Source organism: Paenibacillus pasadenensis DSM 19293 (genome assembly GCF_000422485.1).
Lineage (GTDB): Bacteria > Bacillota > Bacilli > Paenibacillales > Paenibacillaceae > Paenibacillus_O > Paenibacillus_O pasadenensis.
The window spans coordinates 45,738-69,449 of the sequence record NZ_KE383859.1 but is presented as its reverse complement, the minus strand read 5'-3'; the positions used below and the strand labels follow the sequence as shown (position 1 = coordinate 69,449).

Annotated in this window: 26 protein-coding genes; 13 read left to right on the top strand and 13 right to left on the bottom strand. The window is 64.3% G+C overall.

Translation table 11 applies throughout. The features are described 5' to 3' along the window. Positions 1–230: 230 nt before the first annotated feature. Positions 231–1,598 carry a transglutaminase domain-containing protein gene (locus tag H582_RS0123650; protein WP_052333609.1) on the bottom strand — a complete coding sequence of 456 codons (1,368 nt, stop codon included), beginning with the start codon at positions 1,596–1,598 and terminating at the stop codon, positions 231–233. 51 nt (positions 1,599–1,649) lie between these two features. Then, positions 1,650–2,078: a hypothetical protein gene (locus tag H582_RS0123645; RefSeq protein WP_028600510.1), complete on the bottom strand. Its 429-nt coding sequence runs from the start codon at positions 2,076–2,078 to the stop codon at positions 1,650–1,652. A 203-nt stretch (positions 2,079–2,281) separates the two neighbouring features. On the opposite strand from H582_RS0123645, the gene H582_RS0123640 reads away from it, so the two are divergent. From H582_RS0123640 to H582_RS0123630, 3 genes are all read left to right on the top strand, one after another. Further along, positions 2,282–3,445: an MFS transporter gene (locus H582_RS0123640; RefSeq protein WP_028600509.1), complete on the top strand. Its 1,164-nt coding sequence runs from the start codon at positions 2,282–2,284 to the stop codon at positions 3,443–3,445. A 131-nt stretch (positions 3,446–3,576) separates the two neighbouring features. Further along, positions 3,577–3,714, top strand: a complete 138-nt coding sequence (locus tag H582_RS32515) for a hypothetical protein (RefSeq protein ID WP_164820166.1) — start codon at positions 3,577–3,579, stop codon at positions 3,712–3,714. 202 nt (positions 3,715–3,916) lie between these two features. Continuing rightward, a complete protein-coding gene (locus H582_RS0123630; protein ID WP_028600508.1) occupies positions 3,917–4,291 on the top strand; it encodes a toprim domain-containing protein in 375 nt (124 codons plus the stop codon). A 106-nt stretch (positions 4,292–4,397) separates the two neighbouring features. Here H582_RS0123630 and H582_RS30545 read toward each other — a convergent pair whose 3' ends face one another. From H582_RS30545 to cyoE, 4 genes are all read right to left on the bottom strand, one after another. Further along, positions 4,398–6,767, bottom strand: a complete 2,370-nt coding sequence (locus H582_RS30545) for a bifunctional diguanylate cyclase/phosphodiesterase (protein ID WP_052333608.1) — start codon at positions 6,765–6,767, stop codon at positions 4,398–4,400. A 90-nt stretch (positions 6,768–6,857) separates the two neighbouring features. Next, the gene (locus H582_RS0123620) at positions 6,858–7,790 is read right to left on the bottom strand and encodes an AEC family transporter (protein ID WP_028600507.1); all 933 of its coding nucleotides are present in this window, start codon (positions 7,788–7,790) and stop codon (positions 6,858–6,860) included. Positions 7,791–7,883: 93 nt separating this feature from the next. Then, the gene (locus tag H582_RS0123615; RefSeq protein WP_028600506.1) at positions 7,884–8,519 is read right to left on the bottom strand and encodes an SCO family protein; all 636 of its coding nucleotides are present in this window, start codon (positions 8,517–8,519) and stop codon (positions 7,884–7,886) included. Positions 8,520–8,593: 74 nt separating this feature from the next. Next, complete coding sequence (cyoE, locus tag H582_RS29360) at positions 8,594–9,490, bottom strand: heme o synthase (RefSeq protein ID WP_052333607.1); 897 nt, start codon at positions 9,488–9,490, stop codon at positions 8,594–8,596. Between the two features lie 291 nt (positions 9,491–9,781). On the opposite strand from cyoE, the gene H582_RS0123605 reads away from it, so the two are divergent. Both H582_RS0123605 and gerQ read left to right on the top strand, forming a co-directional pair. Next, a complete protein-coding gene (locus tag H582_RS0123605; RefSeq protein WP_028600505.1) occupies positions 9,782–10,204 on the top strand; it encodes a cell wall hydrolase in 423 nt (140 codons plus the stop codon). A gap of 53 nt (positions 10,205–10,257) precedes the next feature. Further along, entirely contained in the window at positions 10,258–10,701 is a 444-nt protein-coding gene (gene gerQ / locus H582_RS29355) for a spore coat protein GerQ (protein ID WP_043111933.1), read from the top strand. On the opposite strand, the gene H582_RS29350 is transcribed toward gerQ, so the two are convergent. Next, a complete protein-coding gene (locus tag H582_RS29350) occupies positions 10,698–10,988 on the bottom strand; it encodes a hypothetical protein (protein WP_043111932.1) in 291 nt (96 codons plus the stop codon). The two genes, gerQ and H582_RS29350, sit on opposite strands and share 4 nt — an antisense overlap. Before the next feature lie 173 nt (positions 10,989–11,161). On the opposite strand from H582_RS29350, the gene H582_RS0123590 reads away from it, so the two are divergent. After that, on the top strand, positions 11,162–12,148 hold the full coding sequence (locus H582_RS0123590; RefSeq protein ID WP_028600504.1) for a metal-dependent hydrolase: 987 nt from the start codon (positions 11,162–11,164) through the stop codon (positions 12,146–12,148). A 145-nt stretch (positions 12,149–12,293) separates the two neighbouring features. Here H582_RS0123590 and H582_RS0123585 read toward each other — a convergent pair whose 3' ends face one another. Then, positions 12,294–12,515, bottom strand: a complete 222-nt coding sequence (locus H582_RS0123585) for an alpha/beta-type small acid-soluble spore protein (RefSeq protein WP_028600503.1) — start codon at positions 12,513–12,515, stop codon at positions 12,294–12,296. 135 nt (positions 12,516–12,650) lie between these two features. On the opposite strand from H582_RS0123585, the gene H582_RS32510 reads away from it, so the two are divergent. Continuing rightward, a complete protein-coding gene (locus H582_RS32510) occupies positions 12,651–12,818 on the top strand; it encodes a hypothetical protein (protein ID WP_164820167.1) in 168 nt (55 codons plus the stop codon). A gap of 140 nt (positions 12,819–12,958) precedes the next feature. Here the strand turns inward: H582_RS32510 and trpS are convergent, their stop codons facing one another. After that, positions 12,959–13,942, bottom strand: a complete 984-nt coding sequence (trpS, locus tag H582_RS0123575) for a tryptophan--tRNA ligase (RefSeq protein WP_028600502.1) — start codon at positions 13,940–13,942, stop codon at positions 12,959–12,961. Between the two features lie 451 nt (positions 13,943–14,393). Here trpS and H582_RS0123570 point away from each other — a divergent pair, with 451 nt between their 5' ends. The 3 genes from H582_RS0123570 (at position 14,394) to H582_RS0123560 (ending at position 16,560) form a co-directional block, all read left to right on the top strand. Continuing rightward, entirely contained in the window at positions 14,394–15,392 is a 999-nt protein-coding gene (locus H582_RS0123570; protein ID WP_028600501.1) for a permease, read from the top strand. Between the two features lie 19 nt (positions 15,393–15,411). After that, the gene (locus H582_RS0123565) at positions 15,412–16,269 is read left to right on the top strand and encodes a TIGR03943 family putative permease subunit (RefSeq protein WP_028600500.1); all 858 of its coding nucleotides are present in this window, start codon (positions 15,412–15,414) and stop codon (positions 16,267–16,269) included. Positions 16,270–16,341: 72 nt separating this feature from the next. Continuing rightward, entirely contained in the window at positions 16,342–16,560 is a 219-nt protein-coding gene (locus H582_RS0123560) for an alpha/beta-type small acid-soluble spore protein (protein WP_028600499.1), read from the top strand. Positions 16,561–16,632: 72 nt separating this feature from the next. Here H582_RS0123560 and H582_RS0123555 read toward each other — a convergent pair whose 3' ends face one another. Beyond that, positions 16,633–17,061: a hypothetical protein gene (locus tag H582_RS0123555; protein ID WP_028600498.1), complete on the bottom strand. Its 429-nt coding sequence runs from the start codon at positions 17,059–17,061 to the stop codon at positions 16,633–16,635. 268 nt (positions 17,062–17,329) lie between these two features. Between H582_RS0123555 and H582_RS0123550 the strand changes: the two genes are divergently transcribed. Both H582_RS0123550 and H582_RS0123545 read left to right on the top strand, forming a co-directional pair. Further along, positions 17,330–18,586 (top strand): methyl-accepting chemotaxis protein, encoded by a 1,257-nt coding sequence (locus tag H582_RS0123550; RefSeq protein WP_028600497.1) that lies wholly within the window; start codon positions 17,330–17,332, stop codon positions 18,584–18,586. A gap of 154 nt (positions 18,587–18,740) precedes the next feature. Then, complete coding sequence (locus tag H582_RS0123545) at positions 18,741–19,580, top strand: polysaccharide deacetylase family protein (RefSeq protein ID WP_028600496.1); 840 nt, start codon at positions 18,741–18,743, stop codon at positions 19,578–19,580. A 75-nt stretch (positions 19,581–19,655) separates the two neighbouring features. Here the strand turns inward: H582_RS0123545 and H582_RS0123540 are convergent, their stop codons facing one another. The 3 genes from H582_RS0123540 to H582_RS33055 form a co-directional block, all read right to left on the bottom strand. After that, positions 19,656–20,312 carry a 3D domain-containing protein gene (locus H582_RS0123540; RefSeq protein WP_240479073.1) on the bottom strand — a complete coding sequence of 219 codons (657 nt, stop codon included), beginning with the start codon at positions 20,310–20,312 and terminating at the stop codon, positions 19,656–19,658. 490 nt (positions 20,313–20,802) lie between these two features. Beyond that, complete coding sequence (locus H582_RS0123535; protein ID WP_323744206.1) at positions 20,803–21,351, bottom strand: CAP domain-containing protein; 549 nt, start codon at positions 21,349–21,351, stop codon at positions 20,803–20,805. 445 nt (positions 21,352–21,796) lie between these two features. Next, positions 21,797–22,825, bottom strand: coding sequence for an HNH endonuclease (locus H582_RS33055; RefSeq protein ID WP_240479072.1), 1,029 nt, complete (start codon positions 22,823–22,825; stop codon positions 21,797–21,799). A 358-nt stretch (positions 22,826–23,183) separates the two neighbouring features. On the opposite strand from H582_RS33055, the gene H582_RS0123525 reads away from it, so the two are divergent. Beyond that, positions 23,184–23,546, top strand: a complete 363-nt coding sequence (locus tag H582_RS0123525) for a helix-turn-helix domain-containing protein (RefSeq protein WP_028600493.1) — start codon at positions 23,184–23,186, stop codon at positions 23,544–23,546. Positions 23,547–23,712: the final 166 nt, after the last annotated feature.

Below are 23,712 nucleotides of genomic sequence, written 5' to 3'. Positions count from 1 at the left end.
TTCCTTTTCCTCTTCCGCTCCCTGCCTATCCCGAGGACATGTTGGCCGAGCGACTATATGTTCATCCTACACAATTTTGTTTCTCTTGTGCAACATATTTTTGCCGGACTAACATTTTCGGGTCGTGTCGAACGCAAAAAAACGCCGCCCCGGCGCGCTCCCGAAATCGGGAACGCGCGGAGACGGCGCGCCTTGCGGCCGTGCTGCGCAGCCGGCTTGACCGGCTGCGTTCATGCTTTTGCGACATGCGTCTTTTCGAAATCCGGCGAGTCGAACCAGTCACCCGTCCGCGCCCACGTCGCGTCGAGCGGTATCCAGCCGCCGTCCTCGTCCGCCAGCCGGACCGCGTTCCAGGCATGCGAGCCGAAGCCGCCGCGGCCGTCGGCGCCCATGCCCGTCACGACCTTGACCTCCAGTCCGACCGAGCGCGCCATCACGGCGTACAGCCGGGCCGTGTCGATGCAGACACCCTTGCGGGTGCGGAACGTATCCTCCGGATTCTGCTCCTTCCAGACGCCGCGCTCGACATAACCGTCGGCCTTGTCCCAATCGTAGGCGATGCGGCTGCCGAGCCAGTCATAGAGCCGCCGCGCCTTGTCGCGGTCGCCGTCGGCGCCGGCCGTAATCCGGAGCGCCGCCGCGGCGATCTCGTCGGGAATGTCGGCGTCGATCAGCTCGTAGCGGCGCTGCATGACCTGCTGCAGCTCGCTGCCGACCGCCTCGGTAATGACCGGACCTCCGCCCTTCAGCAGATCGCCGGCAAGCGGCTGCAGCAGGCGGTCGGCCGCCTGCCGGTAGACGGGCGAGCTCTCGATGCCTGCCGCCAGCGGCGCCGCCGGGAACAGCGAGACGTACAGGAACAGCCCCGCCAGCAGCACGAGCGAGCGGCCGATGCCATGCAGCCCGCCGAGCAGCGCGCCTGCCGCGCGGCTGGCCAGCCCTCCTCCCGGAGAGCGGCGCGACGGGCGCGGACTGCGGAAGGAACCGCCGCGGCGCGGTCCGTCCTCCTCCGCATGCCGCTCCTCCGGATCGTACCCGTACGTCCCATCCGGCTCGTCATGAGCGCTCCAGCGATCCTGCCCGTATCCGCCGTCCCGCCCGCGACGCCGATGCTCGGCGTACGGCTCGCCGCGATGATGCCGCTCCGGTCCGAGCTCATCCTCGTCGTCGCTGCGCGGCGGACGGGCCAGCGCCTCGTAGCCCTTCCAGGCCAGCGGCGTAAACGCGGACAGCAGCAGCCGCAGCGCCGCATACGCGAGCAGGAACAGCACGCCGAGCCGCAGCAGCGGCAGATCGCGCACGCTCGTCAGGAACGTGTACCAGATCTGCTCGAACGAGCCGAGGCCGCGCTCCGGCACGGCCACCCGGCTCCGCAGCCAGTCGGCCGCGGGAGCGGACAGCAGCTGCGCGAGCCTGGCCGCGCCGAGCAGCGACAGGACGAGCAGCACCCCGTCCCAAACGAACGAGAACAGCCGCCGCGAGGAGCGCCCCGCTCCTCGGCGGAAGCCCTGCAGCAGCGACACGGCAATCAGCAGCAGCACGGCCAGGGCGACCGGCTCCAGCCCGAGCAGCGAGCGCAGCCATGCCGGCTCCTCCATCGACTTCTCCTCCCTTCCGGCGGCGCTAGCCGCATCCGCAGCGGCTTCCTTCTAGCCGCCGCGCTTCGCGCCGTCGATCAGGGCGCGGATCGTGCCGTCGATGCTCCAGCTGCCGAGCGGCGCGCCTTTGAACGAGACGTCGACCTTGTCCTCGCCCTTCGAGCCCGTCAGCTCGAGATTGCGGGTGGTCACCGTGAACGTGCCGTCACCGTTGTCCTTGTAGACGGCCTCCGCCGCCTCGCCGGCCATCGCCGTCACCGCCTGGTCGCGCACCTTGTCCCCCAGATCGCGCAGATCCTGCAGGTTGTAGCCGCTGTACAGCACGAGCCCGATCACGATGACCGCCGCCAGCGCCCACTTGGCGACCGTCTTGACGATGCCGACGACGAGCAGCAGCACGACAAGCCCCGCCGCCAGCACGAGCCAGTTTTCTTCGAAGAACGTTTTCCATGTATCCAGATCGAGTCCGGAAAGATCCATCGTTCAAGCCCCCTGTGTGAGGCGCGCGGATTGTCGGCGCCTTTCTTCTATCCCCAGTCCCCATTATACCCGCCTCCCTTCGGAGCGTAAACGCGGCCCCGGTCCAGGCCCGTCATATCCGGGCGCCGCAGGGCGTACAAGTAGTAGAGCCTGACCGCATGCCCCGCCGGGGCAAATGAACGCCGCAAAGGAGGTTGTTCGCCGTGAAGACAGCCGTCTGGCTGTACCTGTTTCTTTTCGTGGCGTTTTTCGACCTGCACGCCCAGTATCCGATCCTCACGCCGTTCGCCGTCTCGCTCGGCGCGGCGCCGTCCTTCATCGGCCTGATGATGGGGCTGTACTCGCTCACGCATCTGCCCGGCAACCTGATCGCCGGCTACGGCATCGACCGCTTCGGCAGCCGCTTGTTCATCTCGCTGAGCCTGCTCGGCGCAGGCGTCATCCTGCTGCTGCAGGCGCAGGTGACCAATCCGTGGCAGCTGCTCGCGCTGCGCTCGGTGAGCGGCTTCGTGCTCGCCTTCCTCTCGCCGGCCTGCAGCGCGCTGCTCGCGCGCATGGCCACGTCGGCGCTGCAGCAGGGCCGGCTCATGTCCGGCAGCGGGCTCGTGCACACGCTCGCGTCCGTCGTCTCGCCGGCGGCCGGCGCCTTCCTCGTCGCCCGCATCGGCTTCGCCAGCGCGTTTTACCTGCTCGGATGGGTGCTGATCGCCACCGCCGTCTGCTCCATCCTGTTCGTGCGCGATCCGAAGACCGCCCCGGCCGAGGCGGCCGCGCCCGCCATCGAGCCCCCCTCGGCGGCGGCCGGCGGGACCGCCCGCATCCCGTGGCTGCTCTATGCGCTGCCTGTAGCGGTCAGCTGCTCGCAGGGCATCCTTTCCTTCGAGCTGCCGCTGCTGTCCGCCACGACCGAAGGCATGATGCGCACCGGCATCCTGTTCTCCGTCGTCAGCCTCGGCGGACTCGTCACGCTCAGCATGCTGTTCCTGAACCGCGTCTCGGCCTTCTCGCGCACGCTGCTCGGCGCGCTTCTGCTCGCGGCCGCCTATTACGGCATCGCCGCCGAGGCTCCGCTGCCGCTCGTCTACCTGCTGTTCGTCGTCGGCATGGCCAAGGGCGTCATCTTCCCCGCCCTCTCGACGCTGCTCATCGAGCTCAGTCCGAGCAACCGCTACGGGCGCACGTTCTCGATGCTGTCGATCTCCTTTTCGGTCGGCGCCTTCCTCGGTCCGATGATCGCCGGCCATGTGCGCCACCTCGTGTCGCCTTATTTCATCTCGTTCCTCGTGCTCATGACGGCGGCGGCGATTTTGCCGTTCTACGGCGGCTTCCGGCGCCGCTCCGCCTCCCCGGCCGCCCAATTGCGCTGAACCTGGGTGAATGCACAGGGCGCGTGCCAGGGAGGTACATATACTGCATCATGTCTGCCGGAGAGCACGCCGAAGCGTCGGCGCTTCCCTCCGAACGACCCCAACATGCAAGCAAAGGGGTGACAAATCAGATGTCTTATGTCGAAGGTGTTGCAGGTGCAGGCGCTTGCGGTCCTGTAGGCGGAGTCGGCGGCGCGTGGGGTTCCACGGGCGCGATCCTCGTCCTGTTCATTCTGCTCGTAATCATCATCAGCAGCTTCTGCTACTAATCCGGAGCCCCCGCTCTCATAAAAACCCCTTGAAGGCCCGCCTCGGCGGGCCTTCCTTTTGGAAGGAGGAGGGACAAGCGCGTTGCCGGCCCGGCCCGCCCTGCTTGTGGCGGATCCCCAAGAAGGGTATCGTAAGAAGACAGAGACGGCGCAGGAGCGGACAAGCCGCCCCCGCGCCGGGCGAAAAGGAGCGTGGCGGCGAATGAGGAGCGTCATCATCGTCGAAGGAAAGAACGACCGCAGCCGGCTGCGGCGCGTGCTGCGCGAGGAAGTCGGCATCCTGTGCACCTACGGCACACCGGGCACGGCGCAGCTGGAGCTGCTGCGCAAGCAGGCCGGCGACGCCCAGGTGTTCATCTTCACCGACAACGACGCGTCCGGCAAGCGCATCCGCGGCATGCTGCGCGACCAGTTCCCGGACGCCGAGCATATCTACACGCGGCGCGGCTACCCCGGCGTAGAGAAGACGCCGCCGGAATATTTGCTGGAGCAGCTCCAAAAAGCCGGCTTCGAGGAGGAGCTGATCTTCCCGGAGCAGCCGGAGGGCGTCCGCTGGAGCAAAGAAGACGGCCTGTAGCGCATGGATGCGCCGCAGGCCGTCTTCTTTTTCTGTCTCGCGAGGCGAAGTCCGCGCAGACTCGATACGGCGGGCGCGGGCGGGAGGTCGGCGAGCCGCCTCAGCCTCAGGCCCGCTCCGGGCCTTTTTGGCGCGAGCCGTAAGGACGGTGGCGGACGCGCCGCAGCACCTCTCCGGTCTGCTCCGCCGGCTGCGGCCGGAAGAACAGATAGCCCTGGAGCTCGTCGCAGTCATGCTCCAGCAGATAGCTCAGCTGCAGCTCCGACTCGACGCCCTCGGCGACGACGGACAGCTTCAGCCTCCTGGCGATGAGCAGCATCGCATGGATGATCGCCTCGTCCCGCTCGTCGACGCCGATGCCGCTGACGAAGCTGCGGTCGATCTTGATCCGCCCGACCGGCAGCCGCTTCAGGTAGCTGAGCGAGGAATGCTGCGTGCCGAAGTCGTCGATCGACAGCAGGATGCCCATGTCGCGCAGCTGCTCCAGCGTGGCGAGATTCTCGTTGCGCATCGCCATGTTCTCCGTGATCTCGAGCTCCAGGCAGCTCGGGTCGAGCCCCGTCTCCTCCAGCACGCCGCGCACCGTGCCGACCAGATCCGGAGCCGCGAACTGGCGCGCCGACAGATTGACCGCGATCCGCAGCCCCGCCGCGCCGGCGTCCTGCCAGGCCTTGTTCTGGGCGCAGGCCTCGCGCAGCGCCCATGCGCCGATCTCGACGATGAGGCCGGTCTCCTCCGCGAGCGGGATGAAGGTCTGCGGCGACACCTGGCCGAGGCGCGGATGGTTCCAGCGCAGCAGCGCCTCCAGCCCGGTCAGCCGGCCGGAGGCCGCCTCGATCTGCGGCTGGTAGTACAGCTCGAACTCTCCCCGCTCCAGCGCGCGGCGCAGGCCGTTGCGCAGCTCCATCAGCTCCGCGGCTCCGGCCTCCTCGGTGCCGTCGAACCATTTGTAATGGTTCTTGCCTTCGTCCTTGGCCCGGTACATCGCCAGATCGGCGTGCTTCGTCAGCTCCTCCGCGTCCGCCCCATGCTCGGGATAGAGGGCGATGCCGATGCTCGTCGTCAGGAAATACTCCGCTCCGCGCAGCTGGAACGGCATCCGGAAGCGGCCGATGATCGCATCGGCCAGCGCCTCCGCCTCGGCCATGCCGGAGACATCCGGCAGCACGACGGTGAACTCGTCGCCTCCGAGCCGGAAGCAGGCCGGGCCGTCTCCCGGCATCCGCTCCAGCCCCCGCTCCTGCCGGTCGGTCAGCCTCAGCGAAGCCTCGCGCAGCAGGTGGTCGCCGAGCTGATGCCCGAACGTGTCGTTGACGAGCTTGAACTGATCCAGGTCGAGGTAGAGGAGCGCCACGCTCCTCCCCGGCGTCTCCCTCGCTCTGGCGATCGTCTGCTCGAGATGCAGGTTGAAGCAGGAGCGGTTGAACAGCCCCGTCAGCGGATCGCGGTAGGCGAGGAAATGCAGCTCCCGCTCCTTGCTCGCCAGCATGCGGTTCTGGGCGCGCAGCTCCTCTTCGATCGCGATCAGCTCCTCGTTGGAAGCCTCGATCTCCTCGTTCGCCTCCTGCAGCTCGCGCGTGCGCATATCGACCTTGGCCTCCAGCTTGTAGCGGCCCGTCAGCTGCATGTACAGCAAGTACAGCACGAGCATCATGACGACGACGCTGCCGATGCGGGCCAGCCACAGCTTCAGCTCGATCTGTCCCAGAACTTCTTTCTTGAGCGCCCCGGCGAGCTCCCATGTCCCGTCCGGCACGTCCACGAGCTCCCTGAGGCGACTGTCCCCGAACAAGCCGGAGTCGCCAAGCAGCACGCTGCCGTTCACCCGCAGCGCGATGTCGAACTGCTCGTCCACGAACTCGTCCGAAATGCCCTTGAGCAGGTCCTCCATGTCCAGCACGACCGAGGCGAAGCCCCAGAACTGGTCGTCCAGGTAGACCGACTGTCGGGTAATGAGACCGCTTCCGCCTTGGATCAGGTCAAGCGGCCCGACCAGCGTGACCGTCCTCAGCCCTTTCGCCCGCTCCGCGTTGGCTTTGACCGCCGGACGCTTGTCCTTGAACAAGTCGTTCCCGAGCAGCAGCTCGTTGCCCTTTTGCGGATAGACGTACCAGGCTACTCCGTTCGGGTAGAGGGACAGATTGCGCACATCCGGCAGCGCCGGCACGAAATGCGAGGAAAACTGGTTGAACCTGCCGTAATCGACATGGCCGTTGTAGCGCAGCTCCGTTTCGACGAAGGCGACCAGGCTCTCCGTCAGCAGCACCCGGCGCTCCACGCCGAGCCTCAGCTCGTTGGCCTTGAACGCCATCTGCCGGGAAGCGTCGCGGTAAGCCTCGTCGACGAGCTGCTGGCGGTAGAGCGCGGTGCTCCACAGCACCATGGACGAAAGCAGGATGAACAGCAAGCCGAGCAGCCCCCACAAGGTCAGGCGTTCGCGTCGGGACGGCATGTAGCGGCGGATGGATTCTCTCACGCGGCGGACTCCCTCCGGGCCTGGCCCCACGGGCAGGCCGAATCGTCTTGATGCAACTCTTCCCTTTATCGGCACTGGGGGGAAGCGCGATTAGAGGTCCAGCAGCGCGATGACGCCCGTCACCGTCGCGATGCTCGCGACCGTCGACAGCAGCACCGCCTGCGAGGAGAATTCCGGCTCGTTGTCGAATTCGACCGCCAGCAGCACGCTGCTGAGCGAGGTCGGCACGGCGGAGCTGACGATCAGCGCCTTGGCGGCGAGGCCGTCGATGCCGAGCAGCCAGACGGTCAGCGCGGCGAGCGCCGGTCCGGCGGCAAGGCGCAGCCCGAGCGACAGGCCGAGATCGAGCCCGCGGCCCGCCTTGGGCGCGGCGCCCCGCTTCATGCTCCCGAGCTGCACGCCGAGCGTCAGCAGCGCGGTGCCGATGAACGCGTCGGCCACATAGTCGAGCGGAGTCTGCAGGTAGACCGGCATCGGCGTCTGCGTCCAGTTGAGCAGGAAGGCAAGCGGAATGACGTAGATGACCGGCTGCGACAGAATCTGGCGGCGGATGCCGGCCCAACTGCTCTTATGCGCGTTGACGCTGTAGATGCCGTACGTATTGGGCAGCAGCGACTGCATCATCATGATGAGCACCTGGATCGACAGCGTGAACGGATTCGCCGCGAAGGCGAGCTGGTTGAGCGGAATGCCGTAGTTGGCGCTGTTGTAGAAGAGCACGCTGTTGCGCATCGCCGCCCGCATCCCGCCCTCGTAGCCGCGCAGGCGGACAACCAGCTCGACGAAGGCGTACTGGAGCGCCATGAACACGGCGAAAAACAGCAGCACCTGCCCGATCAGCGAGACCGGAATGTCCGTAGAGTACAGCAGCTTGAAGATGACGGCCGGAGAGAACAGGTAGAAGTTCAGCTTGGACAGCGTGCGGATGTCGAGCGTGAAGATGCGCTGCAGGGACACCCCGATCAGGATCATGACGCAGAGCGGAATGATGTTGTGCAGCAGGATCGAGCCGAGCAGAGCCATGGGCGCGCCTTCCTTTCTTTGCGGGACGGCAAAAGGCCGGCGCTCGCGGCGCGGCCCGGGATAGGACGCGGCGCCGCAAGCGGCCAGCCTGGTCTAGGTGAGAGCTTCGACCGCCTCGACGAGGGAGGCGGCGATTTCGTCCGGCGTCTTCTTGAGATCGTTGCCGCCGATGATGTACTTGCGGATGCTGCCCTTCTTGTCGACGACGAAAATGGCGTCGGTATGGGAATAATTGCGTGACTCGTCCTTGACGACCATGAGGCCGAAGTCCTTGGCGAGCTGCTCCGAGGCGGCCGCGTCGTCCTGGCGCAGGAACCGCCATCCGGCCGGATCGGCATGGAACTTGGCCGCGAACGAGCGGATCGCCTCCGGCGTGTCGCGCTCAGGGTCGAACGTGATCGACTGCAGCTCGGCTTTGGTGCCGAACAGCCCTTTTTCCTTGAGCTGGTCCTGCACCTTGGACAGGATGAACGTCGTCGCGGGGCAGACGTCCGGGCAGCTCGCCCAATAGAAGTAGACGAGGCGGACCTTGCCGTCCGATTCGGCGGATGAGAAGGCCTTGCCGCCGTCCAGCTCGCTCTGCAGCGTGTACGCCGGGGCCGGCGTGTCCATCGGGAAGCTGACCGAGCTGCGGTTGTCCTGCAGATAGGTGACGAGCAGATAGGCGCCCATCAGCGCGCACAGCGCGAAGAGGGCGATCTTGAAGGCGTGCCTGCGGATGAAGGTCAACGTGGTTCTCTCCTTATGGCCCCCATGGCCTTATGTAGGCGGAGCCGCTGCGGGCTCCGGCGGCGCGAGGCCGATCAGGAGAAAAGGCTCGTCCAGATCGACAGGCCGGCTTGGCGCGACGTGTCCGCGATCATAAGCAGGAACACGATCAGCAGATAATTGACCGAGATGAGGAAGTTGACCTTCGCCCATTTTTCCGTCTTCTCCTCGGTGGAGGCGTAGACGCCGGTGAACGTATGCACGAACCAGACGACGGTGAGAATGCCCGAGATCCACAGGAACCACGGTCCGACATAATCGTACGCGTACATCAGAATGACGGTCGGGATGAGCAGCAGCACATACGGAATCATCTGCAGCTTGGTGCGGCGGATGCCCTTGACGACAGGCAGCAGCGGATAGCCGGCGGCGCGGTACTCCTCCACCCTGCGGATGGCGAGCGACCAGAAATGGGCGGGCTGCCAGAGGAACAGCAGCGCGAACAGGATCCAGGCTCCGGCGTCGATCTCGCCGGTGACGGCGGCATAGCCGATGACCGGCGGCATCGCGCCGGACACGCCGCCGATCGAGGTGCTCCACGTCGAGCTGCGCTTGAGCCAGATCGTGTAGACGACGATATAGACGAACCAGCCGAGCAGGCCGAGCCAGCCGGTCAGCGGATCGAGCGCGAACAGCAGCGCCAGTCCCGCTGCGCCGAGCACGACGCCGTAGGTGATGACGAAGCGGGGAGAGACCCGGCCCGTCGGCAGCGCGCGGTTGCGGGTGCGTTCCATGCGCGTGTCGAGCTCGCGGTCCCAGTAATTGTTGATGACGCAGGCCGAAGCCATCGTCAAGCAAGTTCCGGCCAGCATCCAGACGAGCAGCAGCCAGTCGACCTGCCATTTGGACGCCACCCAGAAGCCGCCGAACGCGGCAAAAGCATTCATCCGGACGATGCCCGGCTTGGTAAGAGCGATCAGGTCTTTCAGCACATTCGTGCGCCTCCTGTTTTTGGAGCGGCAAAAGCGCAACGGGGCGCTAAGGGCTTCAGTAGTCAACGGTACTTATGATACCGAAAATCAAACACGGTGACAACGGAGCGCCGAAGTTGTTCAAGATTTCGACATGCCGGAGCGTCAACAATCCGACTTTTTTTGCAGCCGCAGCATTGTCCGCAGGAACACACCGCGGCGGCCCGCATAGATTAGAGATGTGGTCAGGAGCCCAGGCGGAGGGCATCCGGCTCAAGGCCAGACTCCCGCAGGAGGAGCGTGATCAGAAAGATGGCCGTCATCAAGACGAACGCCGAGAATACGAGGCTGCTAGCCCGGCTGATGAGGGCGGAGGCGGAGGGCGAAGGCGAGCTCGGCATGCTCATGGTCGGCAACGTCAGCGTCAACCGCGTCCTCGGCAACTGCCTCGACTTCCGCAACATCCGGTCGATTCCCGATATGGTGTATCAAAGTCCGGGCGGATACGAGGCCGTGCAAAAAAGCTACTTCTATCAGAAGGCGCGCGACAAGGAGATCCGGCTCGCCGAGCGGGTCATCGCCGGCGAGCGCCAGCATCCGGCGAGCAACGCGCTGTGGTTCTTCCGGCCGTCGGGCAGCTGCCCCGGCACCTGGTACAATCAGGCCAATACGGGCCGCTTCAAGGCGCATTGCTTCTTCGCGCCGACCGCCGAGGACTGTCCGGACGTCTACTGAAGCCAAGCTGCAGGACCAAGCAACGACAACCACTAGAGAGCGGGGAAACAACCATGTCGAATGTTTACGATTACCGTATGTACGCCCACGGCGGCTATCCCGGCATGCCGATGCAATCGCCTTACGGAGGCAACTTCGTCGCCATGCCGCCGGCCGTGCCGAGCGGCGCCGTCGTCACGCCTCAGGGCGGAACGGTGCAGATGCTGCCGGCGACCGAGGAATCCTACGTCGAGAACATCCTGCGCCTGAACCGCGGCAAGATGGCTACGTTCTACATGACGTACGAGAACAACAAAGAGTGGAACGCCAAAATATTCCGCGGCATCGTCGAGGCGGCCGGACGCGACCATATCATCATCAGCGATCCGTCCACCGGCATGCGCTACCTGCTGCTCACGCTGAACCTGGACTATGTCACGTTCGACGGTCCGATCGCGTACGAGTACAGCTTCCAGGGGCAGACCATCACGAACCAGACTCCGGCCGCCCAGCGCTAGAGCGGCGCCGGGCGGAACGTCCACGCATGGATGCGGCCCGCCCCGCCTGCCGTCCAGCCTCCGATCGCCGACCAGGGAGAGCGTCCGTCCAGACGCTCTTCTTGGCATGCCTTGGCCGCCGCCTCCGAGGCCGCAGGCCAGATCTCCACGAACAGTCCCGGCTGCTCGGAGCCTTCATAGAGCCGGACGTCCGGCCAGCGCTCGCGCAGCTCCCGGAGCCGCTCCAGGTATTCCAGCCGGTGCCGCTCCTCAATTTTGTACTCCACCATCAGCGCATATCCGTCCATCTTTGTCCTCCTGTCCGCACCCGCAACGCCCGAGGTCGATCGCCTCATCCTACCATTGACCGGCCTGCCGGACAAGCGCGGCCCGTCCCGGCCGGCTCGCCTCAAGCCGGATAATCCGCCTTCTCCCGGGGGAGCCTAGAGAGAAGTCCAACATCGAAAGGGGACATCCACCGATGGATACGGGCACTCATCTCGTATTCGGTCTCGGACTCGCCGGACTCGCCACCGTCGATCCCATCGTCGCCGCCAGCCCGGCGATGTTCGGCGCCGTCCTCGCAGGCACGATTGTCGGCTCCCAGGCGCCGGATCTGGACGGCCTGCTAAGGTTGAAAAGCAACGCGCTTTATATCCGCAACCACCGCGGAGCCTCGCATTCGCTGCCGGCCGTGCTCGGCTGGACGCTTCTCATCACCGCCGCGATCGGGCTCGCCTGGCGCGGAAACGTCTCGTGGACGCATCTCGCCTTCTGGGTGCTGCTCGCCGTCTCGGTGCATGTTTTCAGCGACTGCTTCAATACGTACGGCACGCAGGCGGCCCGTCCGATCTCGTCCAAATGGATCTCCTGGAACATCATCCATATTTTCGATCCGTTCCTGTTCGCCGCCCATGCCGCCGCCCTGCTGCTGTGGGCGCTCGGAGCGGCCGCCCCGCAGGTCGTCTTCCCGGTCCTCTACGCGTTCGTCGTGCTTTATTACGTCTGGAGAACGCTCGTCCATCGGCGCACCGCTAGCTCGCTGCCCGGACTCGACCCCGAAGCGGCCGAGGGCGAGCGCTACATCCTCATCCCGACGCTGAAGCCCGCCAGCTGGAACGTCGTGAAGCAGCTCAAGGACGGCGCCTTCCGCATCGGAGACCTGCGCGGCGGCAAGCTTTCGTGGACGGGCACCGCCCGCTGCGAGGAGCATGAGGCGATCGACCAGTCGAAGTTCGACGCCTCCGTCCGCTCCTTCCTTTATTTCACCTCGTTCGCCTGCTCGGAAATGACCGAGCATGCCTGGGGGTACGAGGTGCGCTGGTTCGACGTCCGCTATCGGCATCGCAAGCAATATCCGTTCGTCGCCGTCGTCGTCATGGACCGCGACTACAAGACGCTCGGCTCTTACGTCGGCTGGCTGAGCGACGAGCGGCTGCAGAAGAGGCTGCGGATGAATACGTATTGAACGTCCTGCCGGTTGACCGAGAGCGCCCCCATCCTGCACAATAGATGGGGGCTTTCGTGCGCCGCGCAGCATTTTTCCCGTGCGCCTGGCCCGGCAAAAGCAGAAAAAAAGCCCAAGGTTTCCCTTGGACCTTTTCTTGTATGGCTTAGCGTTGAGTTCCGGACAGCTGCTGCTCGGCGATTTGCACCAGTTTCTTGGTGATGTAGCCGCCCAGCGATCCAGCGTCGCGCGTAGCTACGTTTCCGTAGTAGCCGTCAGCCGGGATTTGAACACCCAGGGATTGTGCCGCTTCGAATTTCAGTTGCTCAAGGGCTTGTTTTGCGCCTGGTACGACCAGTCTGTTGCTGCCGCTGTTGTTGCTTGCCATTGTGAATTGCTCCTTTCGAAGTTCGCACTGTGTTGTGTGTGTTGCAAGCTTGCAAGCTTATTATGTTCCGATTGCTTCGTTCTATTCTCACTATCGCGTTTTTTTCTCCACTTTATATTCGGGAGGCCGTTCCCCATGTCCAAGCCCCTTGCTCTCGTCTACGCCCTGCTGTCCGTAGCGCTCATGACCGCCACCGCGATCTCCATCAGCTACAGCGGCCGCGCCGCCATCGCGCTCGGACTGGCCACGTTCCTGTTCATCGGAGCCGGCTTCGTGCTCAAGTCGCGCCTCAAGAAGCGCTGAGCGGCCGGCTGCAGGCAAAACGAAAAGAAGCGTCCGCCCGCAAGGGCAGACGCTTCTTTTTTTTGCGCGCATGGCTCATGCGGCTTGCCTGAGCCCGCGGAAGGCGACCCGCCAGCCTCGCGCCTCGGCCTGCGGCCGGATCAGGCTTTAAGGAAGCCCATGCGCTCCTTGACGCCGGCGACGACGCGGTCGGCGACGACGGACGCCTTCTCCGCGCCTTGCTTCAGCACTTCCTCCAGCATGCCGGAGCTGCGGATCTCGCGATAGCGCTGCTGCAGCGGCTCCAGCACGTCGACGATGCGCTCGGCCAGCTCCTTCTTGAACGGACCGTAGCCCTGGCCTTCGAATCTCGCCTCGACCTCCGGCAGCGAGAGGCCCGACATGAGCGAGTAGATGCCCATCAGATTGCTCACTTCGGGCTTCGATTCGCGGTCGAACCGGATCTCGCGGCCCGAATCGGTCGTCGCGCGGCTGATCTTCTTGCGGATGACATCCGGCTCGTCGAGCAGAGCGATGAAGCTGCCCGGATTCGGGTTGCTCTTGCTCATCTTTTTGGAAACGTCGTCGAGCGACATGATGCGGGCGCCGATCTCCGGAATGTACGGCTCCGGAATCGTGAAATAGTCGCCGTAGCGGCTGTTGAAGCGGCCTGCGAGATCGCGCGTCAGCTCCAGATGCTGCTTCTGGTCGTCGCCGACCGGCACGAGATCCGCATTGTAAACGAGGATGTCGGCCGCCATGAGCGAAGGATAGACGAACAGCCCGGCTCCGACCGACTCCTTGCCCGCCGACTTGTCCTTGAACTGCGTCATCCGCTCCAGCTCGCCCATCGACGTCAGCGTCGTCAGCAGCCATCCGAGCTCCGCATGCGCCCGCACATGGGACTGCATATAGATGGCCGCATGCTGCGGGGCGATGCCCGCCGCCAGATAGAGGGCGGCGATCGACTGCGACTGCTCGCGCAGCGCGGCAGGCTCCTGAGGAACGGTGATCGCATGCAGGTCGACGACCATGAAGTAGCATTCATGCGTCTCCTGCAGGCGGACGAAGTTCTGGAGAGCTCCGATGTAGTTGCCGAGCGTCAGCTGGCCGCTCGGCTGGATGCCGGAAAGCACTTTTTTCATCTTGCTTCACGCCTTCTCTTGGAATTTTTGAACGCAAAAAAGGCCTCTCCTCCGCAAGGGACGAGAGACCGTGGTGCCACCCTAATTCGCCGGCGCCCGCTTCGGGGCTGCATCGGCCTTTGGATCCGCTAACGGGGATCAAGCGGGGACAAGCCCGGCTCCAGAGTCCATTCCGCGCGGTCCGTTCCGCCGGCTTCTCAGCATCCGCCGGCTCTCTGGGAAACGTCCTTGGCTGCGCGTACTCCATTCTGTCGTTGCCTTTAGAACGATTATAGTCCCGCTCTGCGAAAAGTCAAGGCGAGCACGCCAAACTGGGCGATGCGGCCAGAAAGCGGAAGTTCCCGTTCTGTCCTCGGCGGAGCGCGCATAGGCATGGAGGAGGAACGTCCAGCCTGTCCGCCCTTTCTCGGCGCAGGACAGGACAAGCCGGACCGGAAAGGAGCTCCTTTCGATGACCCGACGCTTGCTGCCGCTGCTCGCCGCCGTTTCGACGATCGGCGCGGGTGCAATCCTGCTGCTGATCGCGCGGCGCGACATGGGGCTGGACGCGGCTGCCGCCTCCCGCTTCGGCTCCGTCTTCATCGGGATCCTGCTCGAAGCGCTGCCCTACCTGCTGCTCGGCGTCGCCATCTCCGCCGTCGTGCAGATCTATCTGTCGGAGCGGCTGCTGCGCCGCCTCCTTCCCCGCCATCCGCTGCTCGCGGTGACGGCGGCCGGACTGCTCGGCATCGTCTTTCCGCTCTGCGAATGCGGCATGATCCCGGCCGTGCGGCGCCTCATCCGCAAAGGCATGCCCGCCTACGCGGGCATCGCCTACATCCTCGCCGGACCGGTCGTCAACCCCGTCGTCTTCTCGTCCACCTGGGCCGCGTTTGGCGGCACGCCGCAGATGGCCATCGCGCGGACCGGGCTCGCCTTCGCCGTCGCCTTCGCGATCGGAGCCATCCTGTGGAAGACGCTCAAAAGCGATCCGCTGAAGGCCGATCTCGCCTCGCTCTACGCTTCGCTGCCGCAGGAGGAGCCGCCGGCGCGCCCCTTCGGAGGCCGGCTGCAGTCGGCCGCGCTCCATGCGACGGACGAGTTTTTCGACATGGGCAAATATCTCATCCTCGGCGCCGCGCTGGCCACGCTGTTCCAGACAGCCGTCAGCCGCTCCTTCCTCGAGGAGCTCGGCGGCAACCAGCTGCTGTCGCATCTGTTCCTGATGGGCGTCGCCTTCCTGCTCTCGCTCTGCTCGACGTCGGACGCGTTCGTCGCCGCCTCCTTCGGCGGCAGCTTCGAGAACGGCGCGCTGCTCGCCTTCCTCGTCTTCGGACCGATGATCGATCTCAAGAGCCTGCTGCTCCTGCTCGCTTCGTTCCGCGCCCGCACGGTTCTGCTCGTCGCCAGCCTGGCCGCCGTCTTCACGCTGACCGGCTCCTGGCTGCTCGAAGCCGTCTATCTTCCTTGACAAGGAGGCGCTCCGCAAAATGGCTCCAACCGCTCTCGCCGCCCTTCATCATGCGGCCAAATCGGCCGTGCTCGCGGCTTTGTCGCTGTCGCTCACGCAGCTTGCACGGACCGGGACGCTGAACCGCTACATCGCGCCGAAGCTCGAGCTCGGCGTCAAGCTGTCCGCGCTCGCCCTGTTCGCGCTCGCCGTATTCCGGCTCTGGATCGCGCTGCGCGCCTGGCAGGGCGACGACGCCGAGGCGGACTGCGGCTGCGGCGCCCACGGCCCTGCGGCTGCGGGACCGAGGCAGCTGGCCGTGTACGCGATGTTCCTGCTGCCGATCGTCTTCGGGCTGCTGCCCGCCGTGCCGCTCGGCAGCGCCGACGCCGCCCGCGCCGGCATCCATCTGCCTGGCGCCGCGGCGGAGCACCCGCAGCGCTCCGACACGGCGGCGGATGCCGAAGCGTTTCCGTTCGACGAATTCACCCGTCCTTATGCCGAGCTGGCCCGCCGGCTGCACGCGCTGCCCTTGATCGACGTTCCGGAGCCGCTTTATATCGAGACGCTCTCGTCGATCGACCTGTACCGAAAAGCGTTCGCAGGCCATCGCATCCGCCTGACCGGCTTCGTCCATCGCGATTCCGGCGCGACGGACGGCGTCTATCTGCTCAGCCGCTTCGCCGTCTCCTGCTGTCCCGCCGACGCCCGGGCCTACGGCTTGCCGGTCCTCGACGCGCAGGCGAAGCAGCGGCGGACCGACGAGTGGCTCACGGTGGAAGGCGTGCTCGAGGAAGGCGTCTACGACGGCCAGCCCGCGCTCGTGCTCCGAGCCGAACAGACGCGATCCGCTCCTCCGCCCGCCTCCCCGTACGTCTATCTCGATCCCGATTTTTAAATCGAGGACCTCGATGTGCATATATTGGCAGACGAGGCGCATACTACCTCCATCAAAAAGGAGGTGACGCATATGGCAAGCAACAACAGGCTCGTCGTTCCGGGCTGCCAAGCCGCCCTGGAGCAGATGAAATACGAGGCCGCTCAGGCGCTGGGCATCCAGATTCCTCAAGACGGCTATTACGGCAACATGGCGACCCGCGATGCAGGCTCTCTCGGAGGCTACATAACGAAACGTCTGGTCGAGATCGCCGAGCAGCAGCTGTCCGGCAACGCCCGTCCTATGCGCTGAGAGCGCAGCTCCGAAGACAGAACGAAAAACAGCCTTTGTCCGCCATGGACAAAGGCTGTTTTTCAGGGAACATCATTCTTCCGACACGCTGCCGCGATCCCACAGGCCGGGATGCCTCGGCTCGTAGCGGAAATGAGAACTGGCCATATTGTAATTCGATTCGCATAGCATGCTGGCCGACCAGCTGGAGGCGGCTCCTTGGCGGCGCACCGAGAAGTCGTATAGAAGCTCGCCATGGGTCCAGCTCCACTTGCTCTTGAGCGCATCCACCGCCATCTGCCGGAATTCCTTGACCTGCTCGGCTGTCAATCCCGCTGGCGATTGGGGGGAGGCGGGAGGCTTCAGCTCGATAGGATTGTGGCGGATGCCGTATTTTCCGACCGTATTGTTGCGGATATGGATCAGCACTGTACCCGAGGAGGCATGGGTAAGCTCGGACTCAAGCTGACGGAATACAAAGTCGACTTGCCGTGCCAGAGGCGAAGCGCTGTTGCTTTGCATCTAATTCACCTCCGATCGAAATGAAGTCGTTTAGCGACATTATAGGACAGCGTTTTTTCAGGTTCAACTAAATATTAACAGAATAGGATAGAGTTTTAACCCTTTTTAGGGTACATCGATCTACTTCCCAATAGGACTTAAGCACCTTTCGACGCGATTCCCCCTTTTTTTCGTTTCCCTGGCCCCAGGTCTACATCTTCATGGTCGGATTACCGATTATTAGGTAACGCTTTCTTTATCCATATCAGCGATAGGAGTCGATTTCAGCATGGAATGGTATCATTCTCTCTCCATCAAGAACAAGGTTCGCCTCGGCATCTTTACGGCGCTCGCTGTCTCCATCCTGTTTTTCCTTGTCCTCAGCCTGATGGCGGGCTCGCCGCTCTGGCCGGTCGCGGTCGCGCTCGTCGCCGGAGCCGCCGCCTCCTATCCGCTCGCCGCCGTCGTGGAGCGCTCGCTCACGAGCTCGATCGAGGAGATGACGACGGTCGCCTACGGCATCTCCAAGGGAGACTTCACGCAGCGGGTCGATACGTCCAGCGCCTCGCTGGGACAGCTGGCCCACTCCTTCAACAGCATGATCGACAAGCTCCGCGAGATTCTCGCCGACACGTCCCGCATCGGCCGCATGGTCAACGAGACGAGCACGAGCATCTACAACAAAAACTCGCAAGTGAAAGCCGTCATGGAGCAGGTCGGCACCTCGGCCGGCGAGCTCGCCTCCGGAGCGGGCGAAATCGCCGAGGAGGTCGGCGGCATGAGCGACTCGATCCGCGAGATCGAGTCCAAGGTGGCCACCTACGCCGAATCGAGCCGCATGATGAACGAGCGCTCGGAGGCGGCGATGCGCCTCGTCGAGCGCGGGCAGCAGTCCGTCGAGACGCAGGCCGAAGGCACCCGCCGCACGGCTGAGGCCGCGGCCCATGTCTCCGAAGCGATCGCCCGCCTGTCCGAGGCGGCTGGCGGCATCTCCGCCATCACCCGCACGATCTCCGATCTGGCGGAGCAGACGAACCTGCTCTCGCTCAACGCCTCCATCGAGGCGGCCCGGGCCGGCGAGCACGGCAAGGGCTTCGCGGTCGTCGCCCAGGAGGTGCGCAAGCTAGCCGAGGAATCGACGGCGTCGACCAAGGAAGTGTTCACGCTCGTCAAAGGCATCGAGCACGGTCTCAAGGACGCCAACGCCAACATCAAGATCAACGAGCAGGCCGTCGAGCTCCAGTCGCAGATGCTGCGCGAGACCGAAGCGGTGTTCCGCGAGATCGTGGAGAGCGTGCAGTTCATCTCCAACCAGATCGAGCAGTTCGCCCGCGAGAGCGAGAGCATGCTGGACAACGCGCGCGCCATCTCCGAGGCCATCGGCAACATCTCCGCGATCACGCAGCAGTCCGCCGCCGGCACCCAGCAGGTGTCCGCTTCGATGAACGAGCAGGTCGACTCCATCCAGACGATCGTCGAGGAGACCGGACGGATGCAGCAGATGGCTTCCCAGCTGCAGCGCACGATTCAGATTTTCAAATTCTGATCCGTCTCTTGTCCGCGAAGGACGCCGCCATCGGCCGTCGCTCTCTTCATGGCCGATGGGCCGTATGGAGCGGGGGAACGCAGGGAATAGCTAATCCGCAAGCCTCTGGACCGCCATCCGGAAGGCCGGCTTGATCCCTGTAGGAGGTGTACCGATGAAGCCTTTGCGCCGTTGGCCGGGTTGGCCCGCCCTGCTGCTCGCGCTGCTGCCGCTTCTGGGCGGAACGCCGAAGATCGCCGGCGCCGCTTCCGCTGGGGAGGCCCCGACCGCTGCCCCGGCGGAAGCGGTCGTTCAGGCGGCCGCCCTCAAGCCGAGGACGGTTTCCTGGATTACGCTATCGCGGGAATATCCCGGGGCGTTCGCTACGCGCGGACCGGCCGGCATCAAGCGCGTGGCGCTGACGTTCGACGATGTGCCGGACGAGCAGTATACGCCGGAGGTGCTGGACATTCTGGCCCGAGAGCATGTGCGGGCCACCTTTTTTGTCGTCGGAGAAAGAGCGGCGAAGGCGCCCTCCGTGCTCTGCCGCATCCGCGCGGAAGGCCATGCCATCGGCAATCATTCGTACGACCATACGTCTTACGCCCATCTGCCTCCCTCGAAGTTCGAGGAACAGATCGAGTCGACGAGCCGCCTGCTCAGGACCCATCTCGGCTTCACGCCGCGCTTCCTGCGGCCTCCCTACGGAGAAATCACGCCCCGCCAGCTGATGTGGACCCAGAGCCGCGGCTACTTCGTCGTCAATTGGGATGTCGACACGCAGGACTGGAGAGGGCTGTCCGCCGACCAGATCGTGCGCAACGCCCAAAAGACGCTCGCACCGGGCAGCATCATCCTGCAGCATGCCGGCGGCGGCATCGGCGAGGATCTGAGCGGCACCGTCAAGGCGCTGCCCCGCCTCATCCGCATGCTGCGCGATCAGGGCTACGAGATGGTGACGGTGCCGGAGCTGCTCGGCGAATCGGAAGAAATCGAGAAAATGCGCCTCTATTGACAAAGAACCGGCTCCTTGGCGAAAGGAGCCGGTTCTTCTATCTAAATGAAGCGGTATGGTTTGGTTTGGCTTGGATCAGGTCAGGACATGCACCTTGACCCATTGGAAGCCGAACGAACGGGCTTCGGCCGTCGTGCCGGGCACGAAGATGTCGATTCGGTCTCCTTTGATGCTGCCGCCCGTATCCGTCGCGGTCGCGATCATGCCGCCGACCGGCAGGCCTTCGTAGCTGTAGCCGGTAATGTACAGCTTCGTTCCGAGCGGAATCTGCTTCGGATCGACCGCAACGGTGCCGACGCGAAGCGGGTTTCCGAAATAGTCGACCGCTCCCCATTTTCCGTTTTCGGAAGCCGCGGACGTATAGGCGCTTGCCTTGATCTGAAGCGTGCGTCCTACCTCGTAGGACTTGCCGGTCGGATCGATGACTTTTTTCGTTCCCTCGTCGGCGGCGATCAGGCGGATGCCTGCGGACGAGGCGTGGATCGTCGTGCCGGCCGGAATGGAGAGCTTCAAGCCGGAGTAGATGTTCGTCGGCTCGATGCCTTCGTTCATCTCCATCAGCTTGTCCAGCGGAACATGGAACGCCTGCGCGAGCTTCCAGAACGTATCGCCGTCCTTGGCGACATACGTCGTAGCGGCGGAGGCCGATACGGGAGAGCTCAAAAGCGCGAGGCCGGCCAAAACGGCGGCGGCGGATTTGATCATCGGGCGGAGCATGGTCTTCATCGTCATGGGCATGGTTCCTCCTTGGTGGGACGCTTCGGGCTCCGTTCGTCGGGCCCGGCAGCGGAATGGTGCGGTCCGCGCAAAAACCTACGGGTGTCAGAATAACACAGGCTTCCTCGCGGCGGACCAGCCAAAAACAACCAGCTGCGGATTATGAAAGGCTCTCATTTTCGCCCGACAGCGGTCAATCCTTAGGCGCGCAAGGCCCGAAGCGTCCCGCAGGCACCGCGCATGGGCTGCGGATGAAAAAACTCTAATGCAGCCTCGCCCGCGTGGGCGGCGATCAAAAACTCCGTGCCGCCGCGTCATTTTCCGGGCCGCCCGCTGCCTGCCGATCCTGTCCGATGCCGCTAGATTTCGTTCCATGCAGCTGGATCCCGTCCGATGCCCCCGATGCCCTCAATGCCGTCCGGAAAGCCGAATAGGGCTGCCCCCGGTCGCCTCATGGCGAATCGGAGACAGCCCTTGCCCGGTCAAGCCGATCTACAGAGAGAGATTACGCCTTGAACATTTGCACCCAAACGCCGTTATGGTACGCGACGCCGATGTTCGTGTACTCGGCCTTCAGGATGTTGGCCTTGTGGCCCGCGCTGTTCATCCAGGCATTCATTACTTCGGCCGGGGTGCGCTGGCCTTTGGCGATGTTCTCGCCTGCATAGCTGTACGTCACGCCGAACTGCTTCATCATGTCGAATGGCGAGCCGTACGTCGGGGACGTATGCGAGAAGTAATTGTTCGTGTACATGTCCTTCGCTTTCACGAGCGCGACTTCAGACAGCTGCGAGTCGCTCTTGAGCGCGGCCAATCCTTGCTTGGCGCGCTCCTGGTTCACGATCGTGACGACCTGCTGCGCAAAGGTGGCCGTGCCGCTCTCCTCCTGTCCGGACCCTGGAGCCGTCGTCGGCTTCGGCGTCGCCGTTGGGGCCGTCGTCGGCTTCGGCGTCGCCGTTGGGGCCGTCGTCGGCTTCGGCGTCGCCGTTGGGGCCGTCGTCGGCTTCGCCGTATATCCCGGCCATGTAAAGCCGTTTTGCTGCAGTTTATTCAAAAGCTCTTCAAAGTTGAAGCCCGAGCCGGCATAAAGCTGTTGAAGCAAGGCCGAAGAAGAAGGCTGAGCAGGCGCTGCGCTGGCTGTTCCGGCGGCCGAGACGCCCGTGAACGCGACTCCGGCGGCCAATGCTAGAGATAGAAATTTCTTATTCAAAATGAATTCTCCTCCTGTTATCCTTCGTCAGCCGAAGGTCGAGTAAAAGGCCGTGCAAGCCTTTCGCTCCTCTATCCTAGCACGCCGATCCGCCGAAAAACGCTGTTAGTTCCTGGCAACTCAAGCTGGAGACTGAAAAATGAGAACGCTCGAAGGCTCGAAATTCAGTCGGGATGCGGGTTGCGAAACGCGTCCTGAGAGCAATGAGAATTCTCTCATCGTGTTCGGAGTTCCAAACGGGAAAAAGAGAACGAAAAAAAGCCGAGCGCATCCGGCTCGACTTTTGGATCTAGAGATAGTCCGGCAGCGTATCGGCTTTTTTGAGGTTGCAGGCGGAGCAGGCGCAGACGCAGTTGTCCGGGGTGCTCAGGCCGCCCTTGGACTTGGGAAACACATGGTCGATCGTATCGCCGAAGCGGCCGCAATAGTGGCAGACATAGTTGTCCCGCTGCAGGATGAGCAGGCGGAAATCGCTCTTGGTGTACAGCTTGTGGATGAGGCGCGGATGCAGAATGCCGGCCGCCCCTTCCTGAACCATGCGCACCGCGATGTCGCGGTCGATTTCGGTATGCCAGCGCTTGCCGCTCTCGCGGCGGCCCCGCAGCTGGATGAGGCCGGTTCCTCTATCGTTGAGCACCGACGGATCGTACGAAAAAGGACCCTTGAACGGCCGGATAGGCTTGTACGGCAAGCGCACTCCCGGCGTATGGGAATGCGAAGCGGCGACGGCCGCCTTGCGCCCTTTGCGGCGGCGGCGGCGCTTGCGCTTGCGCTTGGACGGTCCCGTCTCCGAGACGGCATCGGCCGACGAGACGGCCGCCTCCGGCGAGCGCGCGGCGTCCGTGCCGGAAGCGCCGGCGGAAGGCCGCGCCTCCGCGGCCGGACTGTCCGGACTCGGCTCCCGTCCGGAAGCGGCGGCCGGCGGATCGGGCGCGGTTCTCCGCGCCGCCGCAACGGCGGCCGCTCCTTTGCCGGCGGCAGGGTCCCGTTCGGCCGCGGCGGCAGCCGGCGCGGCGACGGATTGCGAGGCGCGCTCGCCCCCGCCGGCGGTCGGCGCGGCGAGGGACGCTCCCGGGGCGCGCTCGCCCCCGCCGGCGGTCGGCGCGGCGGCGGACGCTCCCGGGGCGAGGACGGCCGCGCGGCCGCGCGCACGACGAGCGGCGGCCGGCGGGAGCAGAGCCTCCGCACCGACTTCGTCCCGCTTGCGCCTGCGCTGGCAAGCTCTGCACGTGCCTCTGCGCCCCTTGCGGCCGGTGCGCTTCGGGAAGGCTCCTTCTGGTTTGTCGCGGCCGCATACGGCGCATTGTTTGGTATCCATGAATCGTACGCTCCGTTCGCCGAGTGTCTTTCTCCAAAGCATACCATAACGGAGCTTGCCGATAAACAGCGCCGTAAGCGGTTCGCTTTTCGAAACGCCGCTGTGCGGAACGAGAAAGCCCGCTTGAAATAACCCGTCACGTCCAATAATGACAATTTATACAAATTTTCGGCTCGATGTTGAGACTATAGTCTCAATGCCATGTTACTAATGTCCTATAATTACGGGTGCATCTTCCTAGAAGCCATGCTATAATACGAATATTCAGTACATGTGACATTTTCAGACCGGCATGAACCCTCTGGAACGCCTTGGCGGCACCGGACGGGAACGTAGGCCGCAGGGGGGATGGTGGCGGATGTTTGCGAAACGACTCAAAGCGCTGCGTAAAAAGAGAAAGCTTACGATGCAGGAAGTAGCCGATTATGTTGGGGTCGCCAAAAGCACCTACGCCGGCTATGAGTCCGGATACCGCCAGCCGACCCTGGAATCGATCCAGACGATCGCGCGCCGCTTGCATACGACGTCCGATTATCTGCTCGGCCTCACGGAATATGCCGAGCCGGTCGAGCCGAGCAGCAACGCCCGCGAATGGCTGAACCTCCAGCAGCTGCACTGGGACGGAATTCCGCTGGAGGAAGAGGACGTCGAGCTCGTCCGGCTGCTGCTCGAGCGCGTCGTCCGCGAAAGGCTCCGCAACGATCAAACCGGCCAAGGCTGAACTGCCTTGACCGGTTTTTTTATCTGCCTGAGAGCAGTCAGACACCGCCACAGCTCGCTGCGGCTTGGGCGCGCCGCCTACACGCGGAAAAACCGCGCGCAGCTTGCCGCTGCGGCCTGGGCGCGCCGCCTATGCGCGGAAAAACCGCGCGTAGCTTGCCGCTGCG